Genomic DNA, 19,412 nt, shown 5'->3' on the forward strand with positions numbered 1-19,412 from the left:
GTATCTCCGCTTAATCGCGCACGGGCGGCGGCGCGATCACTTCGCGCGAGCCGTTGGTATTCATGGGTGTTACTACGCCGGCCATTTCCATGGTTTCAATCATTCTTGCAGCGCGGTTATAGCCTATCTTGAGTTTGCGTTGTACTGCTGAAATCGAGGCGCGACGGCTTTCGGTGACAAAGCGCAGCGCTTCGTCATACAGCGCATCTGATTCGCTGTCGTCGCCACTGCCGCCCCCGGCACTGTCGAAGGCGCCAGCACCGCCGTCGTCAACACCATCCAGGATGTCCTGTATGTAGTTCGGCTCGCCGCGCAGCTTCCACTCATCGACCAGCCGGTGGACTTCCTCGTCGGATACGAAGGCGCCATGCACCCGCACCGGCAGGCTGGTACCTGGCGGCATGTACAGCATGTCACCGTGACCGAGCAGCTGCTCCGCGCCGCCCTGATCAAGAATGGTGCGCGAGTCGATCTTGCTGGAGACCTGGAACGCCATACGGGTGGGGATGTTAGCCTTGATCAGACCGGTTATCACATCCACCGAGGGCCGCTGGGTAGCGAGAATCAGGTGGATACCCGCCGCACGCGCTTTCTGGGCGATCCGCGCTATCAGCTCTTCCACCTTCTTGCCAACAATCATCATCATGTCGGCGAATTCGTCGATCACCACGACGATGGTCGGCAGTGACTCAAGCTCCGGCGCCTCATCATCCATGGATTCACGGCGATATAGCGGATCGGTCAACGGCGTGCCGGCCTTCTCCGCGTCCTTGACCTTGCGGTTGAAGCCGGCCAGGTTACGCACACCCATCGCCGCCATCAGCTTGTAACGCCGCTCCATTTCCGCCACGCACCAGCGCAGCGCATTGGCCGCTTCCTTCATGTCGGTCACTACAGGGGCCAACAGATGAGGGATGCCTTCATAAATGGACAGCTCGAGCATTTTCGGGTCGATCATGATCAGCCTCACCTCTTCCGGGTGAGATTTGAACAGGATGCTCAGCAACATGGCGTTCACGCCGACAGACTTACCCGAGCCGGTGGTACCGGCCACCAGCAAGTGCGGCATCTTCGCCAGATCGGCCATCACCGGGTTGCCGCCGATGTCATGCCCCAGCGCCAGGGTCACCGGCGAATGTGCTTCATCGAATTCCCGCGTTTGCAGCACTTCGGACAGGCGCACGATTTCCCGGTCTTCGTTGGGTATCTCGATGCCGACAGTCGTCTTGCCGGGGATCACTTCCACCACCCGCACACTGATAACTGCCAGCGAACGCGCCAGATCCTTGGCCAGGTTGGATATCTTGCTGACCTTGACCCCGGCAGCAGGCTGAATTTCAAAGCGGGTAATAACCGGACCCGGCTGGACCTTCTCGACTTCGGCATCGACGCCAAAATCCTTGAGTTTCAACTCGAGGAGGCGCGACATACCCTCAAGTGATTCAGCTGAGAACCCTTTGGTTTTCTTGCTGGGCGCATCGAGCAGCGATATCGGTGGCAGCGAACCCGGCTCAACGCTGTCGAAGGTGAGCCTTGACTGTTTTTCTTTCTGCAGGCGGCTGCTCGGCTCGATCGGCTTCTTCTCGGGGGGCACGATTTCCGGCGGCTGACGGGTCTGCTGGGATGCAACATGCCGCTCGAGCGACTGCTGACGCTGGGCGCGCAGATCGTCGGCACGCTGCCGATCCTCGCTGGAAATAGACGGTTCTTTGCGCGGTGCCGGGCTGCGTGATGGACGCACGGTCTCCTCGCGTTCCGATCGATCGGCGGCCCGACGCGAAGTCCAGCCGCTCCATGCCCGCTTGAGCAGATCCAGCAGATCCAGGGTGATACGTCCGGTTAGGTCCATGACCTTGAACCAGGACAGATTGGTGAATACGGTGATACCGAACAGGAACAGCGTCAGAAACGCCAGCGTGCTGCCATGTAGGTTCAGGGCCGGATAGGCCAGATTGCGCAGGAGCTGACCCAGTATCCCGCCGGCACCCGCACCATCTGGAAAGCTTTCCGGGGCCGTGCCATGCAAGGCTGCCAGTGCGGTGCCGGCAAACAAGGTCAGGAAGAAACCGATCAGACGCCAGGAAAATAACCAGCCGTTCCAGATGAATGGCTGATGCCGGCGGCGAAACATCTGCCAGACTTTCACTGCGACGATCACCGGGAACAGAAACGCCAGATAACCTAGCGCCAGCAGCAATACATCGGCGATCCAGGCGCCCATCTGTCCCCCAGCGTTCTGCACTTGCGATACGCTACCGCTGCGCGTCCAGCCTGGATCGCTGAGATCGTAGGTGAATAGAGCCATGCACAGGTACAGGCACAAGGCGATCATCGCCAGCAATGCGCCTTCGCGCAGTCGCAGACTCAGCTGTTCGCGCACCGCTAGATGGGCTGCTTTCTGGGATCGGGTATCCTTCAACGTTCTGGCTTCCGTCATTGTTCAGGGCGCTATTGTACGGCCTACCGCGGCTGATTTCACAACCGCCGGTGGTCGGAGGCAGACTTGCCTGGGTTTCGCGTATTCGAGCAGACCTCGTTTACGCATTTGCGTTCAGTACCAAGTAAGCACTATCTTTAATCGAGACAATAACTTATATCATCTTGCTGATGAAAGGTCTTATGTATAAACGACTCGGTGAGACGCCATGAGCCAAATAAGCTGGCTAAGCCCGCACAACCTGGATTTTCCTGCAGCGGAACACGCACTGGCAGATCCCAATGGCCTACTGGCTGTAGGAGGTGACCTCTCCCCTGCCCGCCTGGAACGCGCCTACCGGCTCGGAATTTTTCCATGGTATCAACAGGGTCAACCACTGTTGTGGTGGAGCCCCGATCCCAGAACCATACTGCGCCCGGAGAAGCTGCATATCTCACGCAGCATGCGCAAGTTTCTCCGTCAGACGCATTTCACTAGCACTATGGATCAGGACTTCGCGGGCGTCATGGCCGCCTGCTCGGAGCCAAGGGATTACACCGACTCCACATGGATTACGCCGGAGATGCAAGCAGCGTATTGTGAACTGCATGCGCGCGGCATCGCCCATTCCGTGGAAGTATGGGATGGTAATCAGCTGATTGGTGGGCTCTATGGCGTCGCATTAGGCAAGGTGTTCTTCGGCGAGTCCATGTTCAGCCGGCAAACCAACGCCTCCAAGACTGGGTTCATCCGCTTGGTGGAGCAGCTTGGCGAATGGGGCTTTGAGCTGATTGATTGTCAGATGCCAACCGAGCACCTGTTCAGCCTGGGCGCCGAGAGCATTCCGCGGCGTGAGTTCAGATTACTCCTTGCGCGCCTGTGCACCGAGGGAACGCCTGACTGCTGGCCACGAGCCGATTGACTCCTGGCTGGCGCGGTTTCTTTGATGCGCCTGGTGGCGCGGCCTATACTCCTTGGAAAAGCGTATTGAAGCTACGACCATGACCGATCTGTCACATCTGAAATTCTACGCAACACAGCCCCATGCCTGCAGCTACCTGCCGGATGAGCAGGCTACGACCTTGTTTCTGGATCCCCAGAAGCCAATCGATACGGTGACCTACAGCCGCTTGTCCGAGCTGGGATTCAGACGCAGCGGAGACCATCTGTATCGCCCTCATTGCCGCACCTGCACGGCCTGCATCGCGGCGCGTCTGCCGGTCGACAGTTTTCTTCCGAGTTCGGCGCAAAAGCGCATCCTCAAGCGCAACCGCGATCTGGTGGTGGCAGGGACCATTCCCGAGACCACTGAAGAAATTTATTCGCTGTATGCGCGTTATATTGAGGCTCGCCACGCCGACGGCGACATGTACCCGCCGAGCCGGGAGCAATTCACTTCGTTTCTGGTGCGCAAGTGGCCGTTCAGCATCTTCTATGAGTTCCGTCTGGACGGAAAACTGCTGGCCGTCGCCGTTACCGATCAGATGATCAATGGCCTGTCTGCTGTATACACCTTCTATGACCCGGACGAGCAGCGCCGCAGCCTTGGCCGCTACGCAATCCTCTGGCAGATCGAGGAAGCACGCCGGTGCAATCTGCAGGCTGTATATCTGGGCTACTGGATCAAGAACTGCAAGAAAATGAACTACAAGACCGAATACCGTCCCATCGAAATGCTGGTCAATCAGCGCTGGATTGTCGTCAACTGACGCCCACCTGACACCTGCAACATCGCTCTGACAGAAGCCTTCGAACACGCATTCAGGTATTTTCCCGGGCACTGGCGAACCGACGCTGCGAGTCTTCGTCATATAATTGGGTGCCGACCTTGGCTGCCCGGCCGTTTTAGGGCACAATTGCTCACCTTTTTTGCGGGCATCATTTTAATAGCCTGCTTAATGAACCGAAATTGAGAGGCCTTTGCTTAATGGCGAAAGAAGACAGTATTGAAATGGAAGGCACCATCATCGACACCCTGCCTAACACCATGTTCCGCGTAGAACTGGAAAACGGCCATGTCGTGACTGCCCACATTTCAGGCAAGATGCGCAAAAATTACATCCGCATCCTGACCGGCGACAAGGTCCGTGTCGAATTGACTCCGTACGACCTGACCAAGGGCCGCATCACCTACCGCGCTCGTTAATACCGAGCCGACCCGCTAGCACCTACACGACAACGCCAGCTCCTTCGATCGCTCCATCCGGTGGTACTTCGGATGGCGTTGTTGCGTGGCTGAACCATGTTGCGTGGCTGAACGATGCTCCTTGCACACAGTCCTAACTGCTGATTATCGCAAGCTTTACGATGAGCGGAATCAAATCCGCTCACCAATCACTTCGCGGCAGTTATCACGTGAAAATGCGCGCCTTTGTAGGCCGCCAGCATGGAGTTTCTCAATGACAGACCAAGGTGATCCCTACTCCCCCCGCGCCGTCGGGACTAGAACCCTGGTGCAGGCCAGCGTTCTGGCGCTAGTAGTGCTGTTCTGCATCATTTCATGGCTCGCCTTCGAGTTCCTGCTGCTTATCTTTGCGGCGATTCTGTTCGGCGTGCTGTTCAATGGCATAGCCCAATGGATGGCCGACAAGACTCACATGCCTTACGGCGTCTCGTTGTTGCTTTTCTTCGTCCTCCTCATCATCGCGCTGGGCGCAGCCGGGTTTCTCCTTGCGCCAAGCATCAGCGCACAGTTCGAATCCCTGGCGGATAACCTTCCCCGCGCACTCGAACAGTGGCGCGCACGCGCTGAAGACTCGACCTGGATGAGTTTCGTTCTGGAGCAGCGAGACCGTCTGGAGCAGGCGGTAGAGCAAAGCACCGGCGTATTCAGCGTTGTGACGGGCGTACTGTCCTCCATCACTGGCGCGTTCAGCAGTTTCGCGATCGCTTTTGTGCTGGGGATCTGCCTGAGCATTGGGCCCAAGACATACGTCGGCGGCTTTCTGAAGTTGATCCCGCTGGGCTACCGTCCTCGGGCCAAACAGGTGTTGCACGAAACAGGTTCGACATTACAATCCTGGCTGATCGCCAAGCTACTGGAAATGCTGCTGATCGGCGTGCTCACCACCGTCGGCCTGTGGTTCATCGGTATCGAGTTGGCGCTGGTCCTTGGCGTGATCGCAGGCCTGCTCTCGTTCATCCCCAACATCGGCCCGATCCTGGCAATCATTCCGGCGATTCTACTGGCCTCCCTCGAGGGCACTGACACCGTCCTCTGGGTGGTTGCGCTGTATATGGGCGTACAGGCCATTGAAAGCTGGGGACTCACGCCCTGGTTACAACACCGCATCGTGGAAATGCCGCCAGCGCTGACCATCAGTATCCAGATACTGTTCGGATTGCTTGCTGGAACGCTCGGTCTGATTCTGGCCACGCCGCTCGCTGCTGCAGGCATGGTTTTAGTCAACATGTTGTATGTGCAGGATATTCTGGGTGACCGCGCCGAGGACGAGGGCTAGGCAACGGATTGAGATTGATCCGTCCAGAACGAAGCAGCCCGCGAAATCCGCGGGCTGCTCTTTTACTGCAAGTCAGGCTTACCGCGCCATGTACTTACCCAGCTCAATCTTGCCAATGGAGGCCCGGTGCACTTCGTCCGGGCCATCAGCCAGACGCAATGTCCGCTGCATGGCGTACATATGCGCCAGCGGCGTATCTTCGGACACGCCCGCGCCACCATGCATCTGAATCGCGCGATCAATCACCTTCAGCGCCACGTTCGGCGCGACGACCTTGATCTGAGCGATTTCGCTCTTGGCTACCTTGTTACCCACGGTGTCCATCATGTACGCCGCATTCAGCGTAAGCAGCCGCGCCTGATTGATTTCGATGCGTGATTCGGCGATCAGATCGATGTTGCCGCCCAGTTGCGCCAGACGCTTGCCAAAAGCTTCGCGCTCGACGGAGCGGCGACACATGAGTTCCAGCGCACGTTCAGCCGCACCAATGGAGCGCATGCAGTGGTGAATACGTCCAGGCCCAAGCCGACCCTGAGCGATCTCAAAGCCCCGACCTTCACCCAACAGCACGTTGGTATAGGGAACGCGCACGTTCTCCAAAATGACTTCCGCATGGCCGTGTGGCGCATCGTCATAGCCGAACACTGGCAACGGACGAATCACTTTCAAGCCGGGCGCATCCATCGGCACCAGGATCATCGAATGCTGCTGGTGGCGCGGCGCCTCGGGATTGGTCAGCCCCATGAAGATCATGATCTTGCAACGCGGATCGCACGCGCCCGACGTCCACCACTTGCGGCCGTTGATCACCCACTCATCGCCTTCGCGGCGCGCATTGGCTTGCATATTGGTTGCATCGGATGACGCTACGCCTGGCTCCGTCATACCGAAGCAGGAGCGGATCTCGCCTGCGAGCAACGGCTTGAGCCACTGTTCCTTGTGCTCATCATTGCCATAACGGACGATGGTTTCCATGTTACCGGTGTCCGGTGCGCTGCAGTTGAACGCCTCGGAAGCCAGCCCTGAACGGCCCATCAGCTCAGCCAGCGGAGCGTATTCGAGATTGGTCAGACCGGCACCCAGCTCCGACTCAGGCAGAAACAGGTTCCATAACCCTTCTGCGCGCGCTTTCTGCTTGAGCTCTTCGACAATAGCAGTTGGCTGCCAGCGATCGCCTTCATTGACCTGCTGGTGAAAAATCGACTCGGCCGGAAAAACAAATTCCTGCATAAAGGTGTCTACGCGTTCACGCAGTTCCTTGACCTTGGGAGAATATCCGAAATCCATAGCTGTGCGCCTGTGTGTTGTTCATGACAAGCCCGATGCTAGATGAGAAAGCGGAATATATCGAAGGCATTTCCGGCGTGTATTAACATTCATACAATCAATATATACTCTCGCCAAGAACTTAAGCATACCTGTCTCGATTTGAGGCATAACGACGGAAGGATTTTTTGCGATGAACCTCGGTAAAGTCGACCTGAATCTGTTCATTGTATTTGACGCCATCTACACTGAAGCCAACCTGACCCGCGCCGGCCAGATCGTCGGTATCACCCAGCCTGCTGTGAGCAACGCGCTGGCCAGACTGCGTGAAACCTTCAACGACCCGCTGTTCGTGCGGACCGCCCAGGGCATGGTGCCCACCCCAATGGCGCAGAACATCATCACACCGGTCCGCCACGCTCTGCAGCTATTGCGGGTGTCGGTGCAAGAGAGCCGGAGTTTCAATCCCGACCAGGCCACCAAGACGTTCCGCATCAGCATGACCGACCTGTCAGAGGCGGTTATCCTGCCGCACCTTGCTGCACGTATCTGCCGGCTTGCGCCTAACGTGAATATCGACAGCTTTCTGACCAAGCGTCGTGAAACCACCAAGGAACTGGCTGCCGGGCGACTGGACTTCGCCATTGATGCGCCGTTGAATACCGATACTCAGGTACGCCACGTCAAGCTGTTTGAAGACCGCTATGTGTGCGTCATGCGCAAAGGCCATGCGCTGGCCAGCAAGGCGAAGATAACCCTCGATGATTACCTGGCCCAGTCGCACATCCACATCTCAAGCCGTCGCAATGGCCTGGGTCATGTTGATCTTGCGCTGGGAAAAGTGGGGCTGCAACGGCGCGTGGTCATGCGCTCGCAGCACTATCAGATGGCGCCCCTGGTATTGGAATCCACCGACTTGGTGATGACGGTGTCCGAGCGCTTCGCACGCCGCCATAACCTGCACTGGACGGCCCTGCCGATCAACGATGTGCCAGCCATCGAGAGTCACCTGTTCTGGCACGAAAGCACCGACCAGGACCCGGCCAACCGCTGGATGCGCGAGCAAATAATTGAATTAAGTCAACAGCTTGAGCGCAGGGACTCGAAAGAACGCGAAGAACTGGCGACCTCCTGAATCCAGCTGCATCAGCCCGCAAAACCGGGGAACGCGCTTGTCCAGGCGCCTTCCCGGTTGCGCCCTTTACTCACTGACCTCAGGCGCGCCCTTTCTCGCTTCAGGCATGAACTGACTCGCCCACTGCTCCCGATACTTCTCCAATAGACGCCGCGGCTCACCCTGACTGACTACTTTGTGCATTCCCAGCGCCAGCGCCGAGCGAAGCGCCGGGGAGTTGCAGGCCGAATTGTGCGAGACGGTGTAGTACAGATCTTCATTGATCAACGACCCCTCCAGCACATCCAGCTCATCGGTGATACCCAGCCCCTCCGCGATCGCCAGACCCTGGTAGCGCTCGTAAACAACATAGTCGACACGATCACTCAGCAGCAGCCGAAAGGACTGCTCGACCGAGGGAACCTGTTCGATATCCAGGTGATCCTTGGCATAGGTGTCGAAAGCCGAACCGAAACTGTTGTTCACCAGCGTACTGCCACGCTTGCTCTGCAGATCATCCCAGCCACCATAGGGAAATGCCTGCCCCTTACGGACGAACAGCACGCTCGGGATTTCGACGTAAGACGGGTGAATGTAGTCCATGTAGGTCAAACGCTCCGGGGTGAGAAACGCCCCGGCCAGCATATCCGCCCGACCACTGCGAACTTCTTCCTGCGCCCGTGACCAGGGCCCGGTATTCATCACCTCAACTGTTATTCCCGTCCCTTCCAGCGCCAGTTCCAGAAGCTCGACGCCTGCGCCAATCAGCTTGTCTTCATTCTCCGGATCGACCCACAGCACAGGAGGATATTGCGGATTACCCGTCACCACGATGCGCTCACAGGCACCCTCTGCGGCATGCGCCTGCGCCGTACCAAGCAGCACCAGCGCCGCCAGGGAAGATCTCGCCAATCGCTTCATATTGTCTCCTGTGAATCCTGTGGTTGCTTCCTAGACCGCTCCGCTATGAAAACGAAATTCGGTGTCGGGTTGCGCTATCGCCTCGGCTTCGATCCCGGCGAAGAACGCAATACGTTCATCAATAGGACCATCCGCGTACTGGCGTGCCAGGTTCAGATAGTCCTGATAATGCCGCGCTTCGGATTTCAGCAGCGACCGGTAGAAATAAGCCAGTTCACTATCCAGATAAGGCGCAAGACAGGCAAAGCGCTCGCAGGAGCGTGCCTCTATAAAAGCACCGATGATCAGGGTATCGATAAGCCGACCCGGCTCGGTCGTGCGCACATGTCCGCGCAAGCGCTGGGCATACTGGCTGGCTGACAGGCCGCGGTAGGTGATACCGCGCTTGGTCATCAATGCCGTCACCTGTTCGAAATGCTTCAACTCTTCGCGTGCCAGGCGCGACATCTTCTGCAACAGCTCCGGTTTGTCGATATAGCGGAACATCAGATTCAATGCAGTGGACGCAGCTTTTTTTTCGCAGTTGGCGTGATCAATCAATAGCTCGTCTGGATGCTCCAGCGCCTGACTGATCCATGCAGTGGGTGTAGCACATGGCAGGAACGCCACTAATTCTTCCGGAAGGGTCATGAAAGCTCTTGTATGTGATCAGATACTGATTTGACGAATTATACGGGCAGCCTCGCCAGCGGCACCAACTACGTTGATGCAAATCAACGGCATATAGTTTAAAACAGGCTACATTGGAATGAGTAGGAACGAGTAAACACAGGGAACCGCTGACAAACGTAGCATGCCCAGGTCTGACAGACGAAGTGGAACAGAAAATCGGTTCGGGTTCACGCCCGCATCGGATGCTCTAAACAGGCATTCTTAGCGAGACTTCGACCCTGAAAGGCTGAGCACTACCGTGTTCGGCATGTTTCTGATTAGCGATAGCTTGAAAAAGGGAGCGCCATGCAAGCCATTAAACGTATTCTGGTCGTCATTGATCCTAGCCAGACAGAACATCTCGCACTGACCCGCGGCAAGTTGATTGCCGGCGTCATAGAAGCCGAGCTGCATTTGCTGGTATGCGAAAACCGGCAGGACTATACACCTCTGTTGGAGGAGCTCAGCACCGGACTTCGCAGTGAGGGCTTGACGGTCTCCCATGCACAGGCCTGGCACAACAGCATGACCGACACTGTCGTTCAGGAGCTGCGCCGGGAGGGTTGTGGCCTGCTGATCAAGCAGCATCTGCCAGATAGCGCATTTAAAAAAGCGCTACTAACGCCTGATGACTGGAAACTCCTGCGCTACTGTCCGGCTCCAGTACTGATGGTCAAGAGCGGAGACTCCTGGATGGGCGGCAAGGTGCTTGCTGCGGTTGATCTGGGTAATCATGATGATCAGCACCACGTGCTGCATGACACCATCGTCAGCCACGCTGCTGATATCGCCGAAATGATTAATGGCGAGATTCATCTGGCCAGTGCGCACCCGGCTCCCATGCTGTCCGCCGCCAATCCGGTGTACCAGCTGCGCGAAAACATCGCCCGGCAGTACACCGAGGAAGCCTCCAAATATATTAACCAGTACGGCCTTTCGCCGACCCAGCTACACGTCGAAGAAGGGCCGGCCGACACCTTGATTCCGAAAATGGCCAAACAGCTCGGCGCCAGCGTGACCGTCATTGGCACCGTCGCCCGCACAGGCATCTCCGGAGCACTTATCGGTAACACGGCCGAAGTCGTGCTTGATCAACTGCACAGCGACGTCTTGGTCCTCAAGCCTGAAGACATGCTCGCCCATCTCGAGAATCTGCTGGAAAAGTGAGCTCATCGGCAGGGTCGACAGACCCTGCCACGCTTCCCCACCTCTGCCTTCCCCAGACCAAGAATTGCGGTAACGCGCCAGAACCCCGCCCGTTGAGCCACGCATTTCTCATCCCAAGGTCTACCCGCACCGCAGCTTAACTTTAGACGAGGCTTACTGTAGAATCGGCGCGCCGTTAGGGAGTGTGACAGGCGTTCGCCCGCGACCATATTGTAGCTGCCAACCCAGTTACCCAGGTTGCCCCCACCAGATCGGGCCTGCGCTTGCACCCAACCTCAGATCCGGCGTCATGGTCCGTGAGGATGACCGTTCCGTTACAAACGGAACAGACTGATGAGGGTAATAATTGTGCTTGAAGCCTATCGCAAACATGTTGAAGAGCGCGCCGCCCAGGGCATCGTGCCTCAGCCGCTAAACGCCGAACAAACCGCTGGCCTGATTGAACTGCTGCGCAACCCACCCGCCGGCGAAGAAGAATTTCTGCTCGACCTGCTGACCAACCGCGTACCTCCAGGGGTCGACGAAGCTGCCTACGTCAAGGCTGGCTTCCTGTCCGCCGTAGCCAAGGGCGAAGCGACCTCCCCCCTGCTGACCAAGCTTCGCGCCGTTGAATTGCTTGGTACCATGCAGGGCGGTTACAACATCGCGACGCTGGTTGAACTGCTCGATAACCCAGAGCTGGCAGCCGCTGCTGCGAAGGAACTCAAGCACACCCTGCTGATGTTCGACGCCTTCCACGATGTTGCCGACCGCGCCAAACAGGGCAATGAACACGCCAAGGCCGTACTGCAATCCTGGGCCGATGCCGAGTGGTTCACTAACCGTCCTGCAGTGGCCGACAAGGTCAGCCTGAGCGTCTTCAAGGTGCCTGGCGAAACCAACACTGATGACCTGTCACCTGCACCTGATGCCTGGTCACGCCCAGATATCCCGCTGCACGCGCTGGCCATGCTGAAAATGGCACGCGACGGTATCGTGCCAGACGAGCAAGGCGTCACTGGTCCGCTGAAAATGATCGAAGAGGTGAAGTCCAAGGGCTTCCCCGTCGCCTATGTCGGTGATGTCGTCGGTACTGGTTCATCGCGCAAATCTGCCACCAACTCGGTACTGTGGTTCTTCGGTGATGACGTACCTTACGTCCCCAACAAGCGTGCCGGCGGTTTCTGCTTCGGTACCAAGATCGCTCCTATCTTCTATAACACCATGGAAGATGCAGGCGCCCTGCCTATCGAGTTCGATGTCAACGACATCAACACCGGCGACGTGATTGACGTCTACGTCTACGAAGGCAAGGTCTGCAAGCACGGTACTGACGAAGTCATCACCACCTTCGAACTGAAGACTCAGGTGCTGCTCGATGAAGTCCGCGCCGGTGGCCGTATCCCGCTGATCATTGGCCGTGGCCTGACCGACAAGGCGCGTACCGAGCTGGGCCTGCCGGGCACAGAACTGTTCCGCAAGCCTGATGTTCCGGCTTCCAGCACCAAGGGCTTCACCCTGGCGCAGAAGATGGTCGGTAAAGCCTGTGGTGTTGAAGGCGTTCGCCCGGGCACGTACTGCGAACCGAAAATGACTACCGTTGGCTCCCAGGACACCACTGGCCCGATGACCCGTGACGAACTGAAAGACCTGGCATGCCTGGGCTTCTCTGCTGACCTGGTCATGCAGTCGTTCTGTCACACCGCGGCCTATCCAAAGCCGATCGACGTCACGACTCACCACACACTGCCTGACTTCATCCACAACCGTGGTGGTGTTGCACTGCGTCCCGGTGACGGCATCATCCACAGCTGGCTGAACCGCATGCTGCTGCCTGACACTGTCGGCACCGGTGGCGACTCGCACACCCGCTTCCCGATGGGCATTTCGTTCCCGGCCGGATCTGGCCTGGTTGCCTTCGCCGCGGCCACCGGCGTCATGCCGCTGGACATGCCTGAATCCGTACTGGTCCGTTTCAAGGGCGAAATGCAGCCCGGCATCACCCTGCGTGATCTGGTGCATGCGATCCCTTACTTCGCGATTCAGGAAGGTCACCTGACCGTTGAGAAGAAAGGCAAGAAGAACGTCTTCTCTGGCCGCATTCTGGAAATCGAAGGCCTGAACAACCTGACCACCGAGCAGGCGTTCGAGCTGTCTGATGCATCGGCCGAGCGTTCCGCTGCGGGCTGTACCATCAAGCTGAGCGAAGAGTCGATTGCCGAGTATCTGAAGTCCAACATCGTGCTGCTGCGCTGGATGATTGCAGAGGGCTACGAAGATGCCCGCACACTGGAACGTCGTGCTCAGGCCATGGAAGCATGGCTGGCTGATCCGCAGCTGATGCAGGCTGACGCCGACGCCGAATACGCCGCCGTGATCGAAATCGATCTCGCCGATGTAAAAGAGCCAGTGCTGTGTGCGCCTAACGATCCGGATGATGCCCGTCTGCTGTCTGAAGTGGCCGGTCAGAAGATCGATGAAGTCTTCATCGGTTCTTGCATGACTAACATCGGACACTTCCGCGCCGCTGGTAAGCTACTGGAGAAAAACAAGGGCGTCCTGCCGACCCGTCTGTGGCTGGCTCCGCCAACCAAGATGGACCAGTTCCAGTTGACCGAAGAAGGCTATTACGGCATCTACGGCAAGGCTGGCGCGCGCATGGAAATGCCTGGTTGTTCGCTGTGCATGGGTAACCAGGCACGCATCGCGGCCAAGTCTACTGCGGTCTCCACTTCCACACGGAACTTCCCGAACCGTCTGGGTGATGGCGCTGACGTCTACCTGGCCTCTGCCGAGCTGGCTTCGGTCGCAGCCATCCTGGGCCGTCTACCGAGCGTTGAGGAATACATGGGTTATGCTGCTGAAATCAACAGCATGGCCAGCGATATCTATCGCTACATGAACTTCAACGAAATCGCCTCGTACCAGAAGGCTGCAGCGTCCATTCCGGTCGCTCAGCTCTAAGCACCAGGCACGACAAAAACCTCGCTTCGGCGAGGTTTTTTTATACCTGATGTGCGCTCAAGGGCACTGATTGATAACCATGTCAGGTTGCCGCCAGCCGCTGAGTGCCAGACGGAACATTGCAAACACCCATGAGTCTGATGTGTGCAAACCGTTCAACACTAGGAGATACATATGAAAAAGGGGATTGTCGCTATCCTTTTCACGCTGGGCTTTCTGACTTTGGCCGGCTGTGCCAACGAATACATCATCAGCACCCATGACGGGCGGCTGATCGAGGCCGACAACAAGCCAGAGATCGATGAGGATACCGGGCTCATCGAGTATCAGGACAGGGACGGACGCTATAACCAGATCCCCCAGTCTGAAGTGAGCGAAATCAAGGAACGCTGAAACGCCAGCCGGGCCATGCGCCCGGCTTTTCCTTTGACCCTCCGTCCCCGCAACACCCCCTCCCTGACTATCCTGTTTTGCTCCATATCCGCCAGTACTGAGTCCACGGAACTCCGCCACAAAATGAGACATGCCGGATTCAGTTTCGCCAACGAGGCTGGCACTATGTCCGGGCTCAGCCCACACATCCGATCTGACCGCTGACGAAACTGCATCGACAGGGAATGCATCAACGCCCATGGCGCATAAACGGACTTATCCATGAACATTAAACATCTCGCACTTTTCTCACTGCTCAGTCCACTCCTCCTGGCTACCGGCAACGCGCAGGCCCAGTCGTTCAGATGCGACAAGGGAATTGCCAGCACTCAGGATTCCAGAGCAGCAATACTGCACAAATGCGGCGAGCCGGCGATGCGCGATTCCTATTGTCGCGAGCCCGTCATCCTCAAACGAAAGAAGCAGGCTTGCGTCACTGTGGAGGAGTGGACTTACAATCCAGGCCCCGGCAGGTTCATGATTCGCATGCAATTCGAGCAGGGTGAAGTAGTGAGCATTGAACGCGGCGAACGCATAGGCGGATGAGCCAGAGCATTCCTCCGGACACCGCACGCATCCTCACCAATCCAGATGACAGGGAGGTAACCCCATGCAAATTGAAGTGAACATTTTTCGCGACAGGATGGAACTGGCTGCCGATGGGCAGCAGATGACAGTTCGCCCCGCCGCGCCCTATTCAACCAAGCGGTTACTGGTCGGCACCTTCAAGCCAGCCGAAGACTGCCTGAAGGATGGTTTGCACAAGATCGGCGCTTTTGGCTTTCTCAAGCGTAAACCGATGCTGATCCTGATTCCCCGCGAACTCAACGATGGTGGCATGTCTGAAGTAGAGCAACGCTGCCTCACCGAGCTTGGCATGGGCGCCGGCGCGATCAAGGTCGAAGTACTTTAGGTTTGTCTGATACGACCCCGACGTTCTCATCAGGCCGGTGCGCTCGCACCGGCTGAAACCTCCGCGTAGTTTGATGTTGCCCGTGAAAGGCCCGATACAGAGGCTTCTCATCACAAGCTCTGATAAGATCCGCGCAGGAAAAATACCCGGAACCGGACTCCGCACTTCATCCCATACGTCGTATTCATGCTTGCCAATGGAGTTTCGAATGAAGCCAGCCCTGATGTCCGCCGTAGCTCTTGCCTTCCTCGCCGGTTGCGCAAGCCAGGACATGCCTCGGTCTTCCAGCCCTGTCTCGAAAGAACATACTGAAACCTGCAAAGCCACCACCAAGGCCGAAATCGCAGCGCTGTTCCAGGATTGGAATAACGCCCTGCAGAGCGGCGATCCGCAACAGGTCGTCAACCTGTATGCCGATGGTTCGATTCTGTTGCCGACGGTTTCCAACCAGCCACGCCTCTCAGCGGTGGAAAAGGCGGACTACTTCGAACATTTCATGCAGAACGGGCCAAGCGGATCAATCGATTTGAGCAGCATCGAACTCGGCTGCAACATGGCAGTGGACGCTGGCCTGTATAGCTTTGCCTTCGCCAGGACGGATGCAGTGGTGAGGGGCCGGTACAGTTTCAGTTACCGCTGGGACGGAACGAAATGGCAGATTACCAGCCACCACTCTTCCAGAATGCCGGAGTGACGCCAAGGCGAGGCGATGCGTGATTGCACGCTTCGCCTCGCTAACTGTTTCCAAAAATCAGAACCGATAAATCGCGGCTGCACCGCTGCTGCCAGGCATACGCTCGGCCGGAACCATATGCACCTCCCCTCCACGCTCGAGCACCAGCAGGATAAGCTCATCCAGCACGTCGGCTGCGGTCTGATCCCCTGTCTCATCGAGCAATACTGCCCCTGTATCCCTATCGACCTGCCCCGGCACTTCCCGGTCGGCCTGTACCAGCAGCGTGCCCACCTTGCCCTGCGCAGCAGCGCTGCCGATTTCGCGGAGATCGTCCCCTGCCTGCTTCTGCGGTTTCGCGGTGGCGTACTGATCAAGAAGCCCCTCCACGCGTTCGCTGCTGCGACGCTCCATCAATTCGCTGCTGCGCTGTTGCAGAGCCTGAACGTCCAACGAGCCCTGTCCGAGCTGGATGCCCTCCTTGAGCAACTGCGGATTGTGGCTTTGAGCGCGGAAAAAGGACTGATTTTCCGCTAGACCCGCCAGAATCAGCGGTAATCCGGAGGGCCGTGAATAGTGCTCAAGAATGGCACGGTCAACCACCCGGAAGAACCGGTCGCGATCGAGGTCTATTTCGGCTTGTTTGCCCGGGCCGCCGGCCTCATGCGTTTGTGCATCCCCTCGTTCGCTCGCTGCGCTATAGCCGCCGGGATGACCGGACTGGCCTTTCTCGGTCAGTTCAGTACCCAGCGCCTGATTCTGATTTCGAGGCACCTCGGGCACCAGCTCGACCTCATCAAGAACGTCACTGTTGCCTTCAAACAGGCGTACCTTGTCCCGCGCCAGGCACAGCACCTGATAACGATCGGTGGACTGTACGATCCGCAGCAAAGGTTTTAGATAGGGGTGGCAATTGACGATGACATATTCAGGGACGGCGTGTTGTAGCGAGTACACCTTGAAGAAATGTTCACCCCCCAGCACGGCAATACCGTCACGCTGGTGGATCCAGAAATCATGATCGTCGAGCAGGGCATCGAATGGACGCATCAATCCTGCCGCATCAACGTCTGGCAGCTGCGCCTGCAACCGCTCTCGCAGCCCTCTCAGCATGTTCTTGTAGCGTATGGGATTCTGCTCACGCTCCGGAAAGCTGCGATGGCTGGGCATATAGAGGGAAAGGCATGTCTGCTTCTCCATCTTTATCAGCTCATTCAGTGTATTGCGGGAGATTCGTTCAGACATGGCTGATTCCTCGATGGGTCGGGTGGAATACAGGACGACGTCCTGCCGAAGCCCGCCGAACCTGGCCTGACGACCAACGAGCGGGTTTCCGTTGTTGTTCATAAACTTATGACGAGGGCCTTCACCATGAGTTCAAGCGGGGGGACTCAGCGGATCTTTTCCGTGCAGCGCAGTGGTATCGCTGAGCGGAACAGGCTATAAGCTAGGTCATCCAATGACGGATCTTTGGTTGAGAGTAGAAAATGGCGGCGCAAAAAATAATAGGTATGGTTCTGTTGGTTCTGGGTTTGGTCCTGCTGTATTTCGGTTGGCAGTCAACCCAGTCTCTGGGTGAGCAGGTGGTTGAATCCGTTACCGGGCGTTTCACCGAAGGAACCATGTGGTATCTGATTGCTGGCAGTGCGGCCCTCATTGCCGGTGTCGTCCTGACGCTCCTGCGCAGAAATTAAAGGACTCATTCTCCGCCAAAGCGGGCCGCAAGGCGGCGCGGGCGGCAAACACCGACCACCCACTTTATTACCGGTATTGCTGATGAAGAGCACCATCGCCTGGCTTTCCATGCCTGTCGCCATCCTGTTGGCGGGCTGCAGCACATCCTATCCAACCTTTCCTGACGCTCCCGCAAAGCAACCTCCCATACCCCAGACTGTTCAGGTGTATAAATCCGTCGGATCGGTCCAGTGCGGCGACCCTGGCAGCCCCGCTCCGGAACTGGCCTTGCAGTTGGTGGAATCAGGCGTCAGCGTATCCGATGCATTCTGTGGCCATGACGGCATGATGCGCATAGCCCAGTGCGGCGCGCCGGACGGTGCCATTGCCGTATTTTCCATCGCCCAACGAGACCTTGCCGAGGCGCAACGGATTGGATTCAGTCCACTCAGTGAGCTGGCATCGGCGCAGTTAGAGCCGTGTAATGGGTAGCGGGTAACCAGAGCGGAGGACGATTGAAGCCAGTCGCTACGCGCATGATCAAATGGGCGATAGTGCTCGCCATCCTGGCCGGGGTGCTGGCCAGCAAACCCTGGCAGCACCTGCCGCCAGAGTGGAATCCATGGCAACCGCTGGATATCAGCCATCCTATGACGCCGGTCGGCAAATGGAAGCTGTCGCAAATCAAGGATGATGCGGAGCTCTGCCAAGCCGTATTGGAAACCGCGCCTGAAGGGTCTCTGGACTATCTGCCTCTGGAAGATTACACCCCCGTAGAAGGTTGCCCGCTGACCAACGTGGTACGCATCACCCGCTCTCAAAGCACCTACAACTCACCCTTTACTGTCACCTGTCCGCTTGCCGTGGCCTGGGTAATGTTCGAGCGTCATCAACTCCAGCCGCTGGCGCAGGAGCACATGGGCAGCTCCATTTCGCGCATAGATCATTTCGGCAGCTTCGCCTGCCGCAACATCTATAATCGGGACAGCGGACGGCGGAGCCAACATGCCACCGCCAATGCACTGGATATCGCCACCTTCCGACTGGAAAACGGCGAACAGATTTCGGTGCTTCGGGATTGGGACAGCAGTGCCGCCCCGAACAAGGCTGACTTTCTGCGGGCAGTGCACGATGCCGCCTGTGGCTACTTCGGAACGGTCCTGGGCCCGGATTACAACCAACCCCACGAAAACCACTTCCACCTCGACGGCAGCGGGTTTGGGTATTGCCGCTAGGCCTGCAATGTCGCACTGGCACTGTGTCGCATGGACAGCTTCGGGTACGGCTGGCATCATCTGCCCCCTGATTCTCGCTTCAGGCGAGGCTGGTTCATCTACGACAAGGTTCTGGTCATGAGTACATTCCCACCCTGCCCCTCCTGCGGCTCCGAATACACCTACGAAGACGGCGCCATGTACCTGTGCCCGGAATGCGCACACGAGTGGGCCAAGGACGCCGGGAGCGACGCCGACACCGACGCACGCGTCATCAAGGATGCCAATGGCAACCTGCTGCAGGATGGCGACAGTGTGACGGTAATCAAGGACCTGAAGGTCAAGGGATCGTCTTCAGTGGTGAAGGTCGGTACCAAGGTGAAGAACATTCGCCTGGTAGATGGCGATCACGACATCGATTGCAAGATCGACGGTATCGGCGCCATGAAGCTGAAGTCGGAATTCGTCAAGAAGAGCTAAAAAGCACGGCACCCACCGGCATCACCAATGTGAGCCTTGCCGGGAGAGTCACGACCTGCACAAACCCGTGGGAGATTCTATGGTTCA

General features: G+C 57.5%; 20 protein-coding genes. 15 read left to right on the top strand and 5 right to left on the bottom strand.

The genetic code is table 11. The features are described 5' to 3' along the window. Window positions 1-10: 10 nt before the first annotated feature. Window positions 11-2,419 carry a DNA translocase FtsK gene (locus FHK95_RS14895; protein WP_268977568.1) on the bottom strand — a complete coding sequence of 803 codons (2,409 nt, stop codon included), beginning with the start codon at window positions 2,417-2,419 and terminating at the stop codon, window positions 11-13. A 226-nt stretch (window positions 2,420-2,645) separates the two neighbouring features. Between FHK95_RS14895 and aat the strand changes: the two genes are divergently transcribed. The 4 genes from aat (at window position 2,646) to FHK95_RS14915 (ending at window position 5,877) form a co-directional block, all read left to right on the top strand. Next, window positions 2,646-3,338: a leucyl/phenylalanyl-tRNA--protein transferase gene (aat, locus tag FHK95_RS14900; protein ID WP_150305419.1), complete on the top strand. Its 693-nt coding sequence runs from the start codon at window positions 2,646-2,648 to the stop codon at window positions 3,336-3,338. 79 nt (window positions 3,339-3,417) lie between these two features. Further along, on the top strand, window positions 3,418-4,125 hold the full coding sequence (locus FHK95_RS14905; RefSeq protein WP_150305420.1) for an arginyltransferase: 708 nt from the start codon (window positions 3,418-3,420) through the stop codon (window positions 4,123-4,125). 218 nt (window positions 4,126-4,343) lie between these two features. Further along, window positions 4,344-4,562: a translation initiation factor IF-1 gene (infA, locus tag FHK95_RS14910; RefSeq protein WP_080050557.1), complete on the top strand. Its 219-nt coding sequence runs from the start codon at window positions 4,344-4,346 to the stop codon at window positions 4,560-4,562. Between the two features lie 253 nt (window positions 4,563-4,815). Next, on the top strand, window positions 4,816-5,877 hold the full coding sequence (locus FHK95_RS14915) for an AI-2E family transporter (RefSeq protein ID WP_150305421.1): 1,062 nt from the start codon (window positions 4,816-4,818) through the stop codon (window positions 5,875-5,877). 78 nt (window positions 5,878-5,955) lie between these two features. On the opposite strand, the gene FHK95_RS14920 is transcribed toward FHK95_RS14915, so the two are convergent. Next, a complete protein-coding gene (locus tag FHK95_RS14920) occupies window positions 5,956-7,164 on the bottom strand; it encodes an acyl-CoA dehydrogenase (RefSeq protein WP_150305422.1) in 1,209 nt (402 codons plus the stop codon). Window positions 7,165-7,336: 172 nt separating this feature from the next. On the opposite strand from FHK95_RS14920, the gene FHK95_RS14925 reads away from it, so the two are divergent. Beyond that, window positions 7,337-8,278 (top strand): LysR family transcriptional regulator, encoded by a 942-nt coding sequence (locus FHK95_RS14925; protein ID WP_150305423.1) that lies wholly within the window; start codon window positions 7,337-7,339, stop codon window positions 8,276-8,278. A gap of 66 nt (window positions 8,279-8,344) precedes the next feature. Here FHK95_RS14925 and FHK95_RS14930 read toward each other — a convergent pair whose 3' ends face one another. Both FHK95_RS14930 and miaE read right to left on the bottom strand, forming a co-directional pair. After that, on the bottom strand, window positions 8,345-9,178 hold the full coding sequence (locus FHK95_RS14930; protein ID WP_150305424.1) for a substrate-binding periplasmic protein: 834 nt from the start codon (window positions 9,176-9,178) through the stop codon (window positions 8,345-8,347). A 30-nt stretch (window positions 9,179-9,208) separates the two neighbouring features. Further along, on the bottom strand, window positions 9,209-9,808 hold the full coding sequence (gene miaE / locus FHK95_RS14935) for a tRNA-(ms[2]io[6]A)-hydroxylase (protein WP_150305425.1): 600 nt from the start codon (window positions 9,806-9,808) through the stop codon (window positions 9,209-9,211). Window positions 9,809-10,135: 327 nt separating this feature from the next. Between miaE and FHK95_RS14940 the strand changes: the two genes are divergently transcribed. The 6 genes from FHK95_RS14940 to FHK95_RS14965 all read left to right on the top strand — a co-directional run bounded on the left by FHK95_RS14940 (window position 10,136) and on the right by FHK95_RS14965 (window position 15,978). After that, window positions 10,136-10,996, top strand: coding sequence for a universal stress protein (locus FHK95_RS14940; protein WP_150305426.1), 861 nt, complete (start codon window positions 10,136-10,138; stop codon window positions 10,994-10,996). A gap of 348 nt (window positions 10,997-11,344) precedes the next feature. Further along, window positions 11,345-13,939, top strand: a complete 2,595-nt coding sequence (gene acnB / locus FHK95_RS14945) for a bifunctional aconitate hydratase 2/2-methylisocitrate dehydratase (RefSeq protein ID WP_150305445.1) — start codon at window positions 11,345-11,347, stop codon at window positions 13,937-13,939. A 174-nt stretch (window positions 13,940-14,113) separates the two neighbouring features. Next, a complete protein-coding gene (locus FHK95_RS14950; protein WP_150305427.1) occupies window positions 14,114-14,332 on the top strand; it encodes a YgdI/YgdR family lipoprotein in 219 nt (72 codons plus the stop codon). Window positions 14,333-14,593: 261 nt separating this feature from the next. Next, window positions 14,594-14,917 (top strand): DUF2845 domain-containing protein, encoded by a 324-nt coding sequence (locus FHK95_RS14955; RefSeq protein WP_150305428.1) that lies wholly within the window; start codon window positions 14,594-14,596, stop codon window positions 14,915-14,917. Window positions 14,918-14,981: 64 nt separating this feature from the next. Next, window positions 14,982-15,284, top strand: a complete 303-nt coding sequence (locus FHK95_RS14960) for a hypothetical protein (RefSeq protein WP_150305429.1) — start codon at window positions 14,982-14,984, stop codon at window positions 15,282-15,284. A 208-nt stretch (window positions 15,285-15,492) separates the two neighbouring features. Then, on the top strand, window positions 15,493-15,978 hold the full coding sequence (locus FHK95_RS14965) for a DUF4440 domain-containing protein (protein WP_150305430.1): 486 nt from the start codon (window positions 15,493-15,495) through the stop codon (window positions 15,976-15,978). A 57-nt stretch (window positions 15,979-16,035) separates the two neighbouring features. On the opposite strand, the gene FHK95_RS14970 is transcribed toward FHK95_RS14965, so the two are convergent. Next, window positions 16,036-17,202: a baeRF3 domain-containing protein gene (locus tag FHK95_RS14970; protein WP_150305431.1), complete on the bottom strand. Its 1,167-nt coding sequence runs from the start codon at window positions 17,200-17,202 to the stop codon at window positions 16,036-16,038. Between the two features lie 242 nt (window positions 17,203-17,444). Here FHK95_RS14970 and FHK95_RS14975 point away from each other — a divergent pair, with 242 nt between their 5' ends. From FHK95_RS14975 to FHK95_RS14990, 4 genes are all read left to right on the top strand, one after another. After that, the gene (locus tag FHK95_RS14975) at window positions 17,445-17,651 is read left to right on the top strand and encodes a DUF3185 family protein (RefSeq protein WP_150305432.1); all 207 of its coding nucleotides are present in this window, start codon (window positions 17,445-17,447) and stop codon (window positions 17,649-17,651) included. Window positions 17,652-17,733: 82 nt separating this feature from the next. Next, complete coding sequence (locus FHK95_RS14980; RefSeq protein ID WP_150305433.1) at window positions 17,734-18,123, top strand: hypothetical protein; 390 nt, start codon at window positions 17,734-17,736, stop codon at window positions 18,121-18,123. Between the two features lie 23 nt (window positions 18,124-18,146). Continuing rightward, complete coding sequence (locus FHK95_RS14985) at window positions 18,147-18,866, top strand: extensin-like domain-containing protein (protein WP_235906796.1); 720 nt, start codon at window positions 18,147-18,149, stop codon at window positions 18,864-18,866. A gap of 117 nt (window positions 18,867-18,983) precedes the next feature. Next, window positions 18,984-19,325, top strand: a complete 342-nt coding sequence (locus FHK95_RS14990) for a zinc ribbon domain-containing protein YjdM (protein WP_150305434.1) — start codon at window positions 18,984-18,986, stop codon at window positions 19,323-19,325. Window positions 19,326-19,412 lie beyond the last annotated feature (87 nt).

This window comes from Pseudomonas saliphila (assembly GCF_008638345.1).
In the GTDB taxonomy this organism is placed as follows: Bacteria; Pseudomonadota; Gammaproteobacteria; order Pseudomonadales; family Pseudomonadaceae; genus Halopseudomonas; species Halopseudomonas saliphila.

Coding starts and splice junctions, on each gene's coding strand:
- aat (WP_150305419.1), top strand. CDS start 2,646: ATGAGCCAAATAAGCTGGCTAAGCCCGCACAACCTGGATTTTCCTGCA.
- FHK95_RS14905 (WP_150305420.1), top strand. CDS start 3,418: ATGACCGATCTGTCACATCTGAAATTCTACGCAACACAGCCCCATGCC.
- infA (WP_080050557.1), top strand. CDS start 4,344: ATGGCGAAAGAAGACAGTATTGAAATGGAAGGCACCATCATCGACACC.
- FHK95_RS14915 (WP_150305421.1), top strand. CDS start 4,816: ATGACAGACCAAGGTGATCCCTACTCCCCCCGCGCCGTCGGGACTAGA.
- FHK95_RS14920 (WP_150305422.1), bottom strand. CDS start 7,164: ATGGATTTCGGATATTCTCCCAAGGTCAAGGAACTGCGTGAACGCGTA.
- FHK95_RS14925 (WP_150305423.1), top strand. CDS start 7,337: ATGAACCTCGGTAAAGTCGACCTGAATCTGTTCATTGTATTTGACGCC.
- FHK95_RS14930 (WP_150305424.1), bottom strand. CDS start 9,178: ATGAAGCGATTGGCGAGATCTTCCCTGGCGGCGCTGGTGCTGCTTGGT.
- miaE (WP_150305425.1), bottom strand. CDS start 9,808: ATGACCCTTCCGGAAGAATTAGTGGCGTTCCTGCCATGTGCTACACCC.
- FHK95_RS14940 (WP_150305426.1), top strand. CDS start 10,136: ATGCAAGCCATTAAACGTATTCTGGTCGTCATTGATCCTAGCCAGACA.
- FHK95_RS14950 (WP_150305427.1), top strand. CDS start 14,114: ATGAAAAAGGGGATTGTCGCTATCCTTTTCACGCTGGGCTTTCTGACT.
- FHK95_RS14955 (WP_150305428.1), top strand. CDS start 14,594: ATGAACATTAAACATCTCGCACTTTTCTCACTGCTCAGTCCACTCCTC.
- FHK95_RS14960 (WP_150305429.1), top strand. CDS start 14,982: ATGCAAATTGAAGTGAACATTTTTCGCGACAGGATGGAACTGGCTGCC.
- FHK95_RS14965 (WP_150305430.1), top strand. CDS start 15,493: ATGAAGCCAGCCCTGATGTCCGCCGTAGCTCTTGCCTTCCTCGCCGGT.
- FHK95_RS14970 (WP_150305431.1), bottom strand. CDS start 17,202: ATGTCTGAACGAATCTCCCGCAATACACTGAATGAGCTGATAAAGATG.
- FHK95_RS14975 (WP_150305432.1), top strand. CDS start 17,445: ATGGCGGCGCAAAAAATAATAGGTATGGTTCTGTTGGTTCTGGGTTTG.
- FHK95_RS14980 (WP_150305433.1), top strand. CDS start 17,734: ATGAAGAGCACCATCGCCTGGCTTTCCATGCCTGTCGCCATCCTGTTG.
- FHK95_RS14990 (WP_150305434.1), top strand. CDS start 18,984: ATGAGTACATTCCCACCCTGCCCCTCCTGCGGCTCCGAATACACCTAC.